The sequence below is a fragment of the Psychrobacillus sp. NPDC096389 genome, from assembly GCF_044762855.1.
Taxonomy (GTDB): domain Bacteria; phylum Bacillota; class Bacilli; order Bacillales_A; family Planococcaceae; genus Psychrobacillus.
Genome location: NZ_JBIWFB010000017.1, coordinates 1 through 1,891 on the forward strand (window position 1 = coordinate 1; position 1,891 = coordinate 1,891).

1 protein-coding gene is annotated in these 1,891 nt (G+C 42.7%); it reads right to left on the reverse strand.

All coding sequences use genetic code 11. From position 1 onward, the window contains the following. Positions 1-75 precede the first annotated feature (75 nt). Positions 76-1,338, reverse strand: coding sequence for a group II intron reverse transcriptase/maturase (ltrA, locus tag ACIQ38_RS22425; protein ID WP_402828690.1), 1,263 nt, complete (start codon positions 1,336-1,338; stop codon positions 76-78). Positions 1,339-1,891 lie beyond the last annotated feature (553 nt).

Below are 1,891 nucleotides of genomic sequence, written 5' to 3' on the forward strand. Positions count from 1 at the left end.
AATCGAGTAGGAGGGAGTGATTAACTCCCGACCTCTCACACCACCGTACGTACGGTTCCGTATACGGCGGTTCAATTAAGATGAATAACGCAAAGTTTCGTAACGAACTTGCAGACTTTTCAGCCCTTGGCTTTCCCAATAGGAATTGCCGAGGGTTCTGTGTAATATGGGGCTTTTAGAAATGCGCCAGTACCCTTTTCGGGTGTTTCCCCACTCGTATGCTTTTCCATAAGGAACTTTCAACCGAGTAAGATTTCTGACTCTTGTTCGAGGTTTCTTCCAATTCTTCCATAGACACATCCTTAATCTTCTTTTAATCCAACTATCTAGTGATTTGAATGTGGAACTTGTATCTGCTAATGCGAAATAACCACACCACCCCATTAGATATTGGTTTAACTTCTCGATTCTGTATTCCATGGAATATGGCATCTTTCTTGAAGTAATTTCTCGTATTTTCTTCTTCATTCGAACTAGACTTGTTTTCGCAAGACGAACCTTTGGTTCTTTGTGATTGGTGAAACTAAAACCTAAGAATTTCCGGTTCCAAGGACGGTCTACTGCTGATTTCTTTTCGTTTACTTTTAAACGAAGTTTTCCCTCGATAAATCTCTGTACACTCGCCATTACTCTTAGCCCCGCACGTTCTGATTTCACATAAATATTGCAATCATCTGCGTATCGAACGAATTTATGTCCACGTTCCTCCAACTCTTTATCGAGTTCATCTAGAACTATGTTTGAAAGTAAAGGACTTAAAGGTCCACCTTGGGGTGTTCCTTCTTCAGTACTTGAAACTACTCCATTTATCATGACACCGGCTTGGAGATATTTACGTATAAGTTTTAATAAGGGTTTATCTGAAATTCGTTTCGCTAATGTTGCCATTAGTCGGTCATGATTGACCTTATCGAAGAATTTCTCTAAATCCATATCAATCACCCATCGATGACCTTCCTTTAAATAACCTTTTGCTTTCCGTACAGCGTCATGGGCGCTCCGATTTGGACGGAATCCATAACTATGGTCCGAAAATGCTTCGTCATATTCCTTCGATAAAATCTGCGAGATAGCTTGTTGAATCAAACGGTCTGTCACAGTTGGGATACCTAGTAAACGCACACCACCATCTGGTTTCGGGATTTCGACTCGACGTACTGATTGCGGTTCATAGGTTCCATTCAAAATCTGCGATTTAATGGTTTCCCAATTTTCGAGGATGTGCTTTCGTAAGTTTTGTACGGGCATCATGTCTACTCCATGGCTTCCTTTATTCGCTTCGATTCGTTTTAGAGCTTGTATCATATTTTGCCGTTCAAGAATTTGATCCAACATCACCATTTCGTTCCTTTCCGTGATTAGCTTATCTTCTTATACCCATCTGAACTCCACCCTCCGCAAATACCCTCGTGGGATTCACCACTACTTTCTAAGCGCGAGGTTTCTCTGTTTTCTGTGTTATTCATTCTAGATGGAAAGCCAAGGGCTAATCTCTCTTAATTGTTCAGTCCTTCCGAGTAATTCTAGACCTACTCGTACTATGACCTCTGCTGACTTCTGATGGTTCAGCTACTTGTCACCAAGTAGGTTATGAAGGGTACTTCACGTTTCCATCAGACCTCCCCGGGTAAGCACATGCACTTTCACACCATCTATCCGCCTCATTTACTAAAGATGACCTTCGACAGAATGGACTTTGTTTTGTGATGCAAACTCATCCAGTCATACCTAGCCTTATATGAGGTTCGTCTTCCTCGGACCGGTGTTTTGCCTCCAGCTTCCTTCAGATTCCGCGTCACCACGGACACCCTTGCTCTTGGCTAACCCCTACTTCTGTCTTCGGGGTTCGGGACTTGCACCCTATAGTTCATGTGCATGCCGGGCGCACATC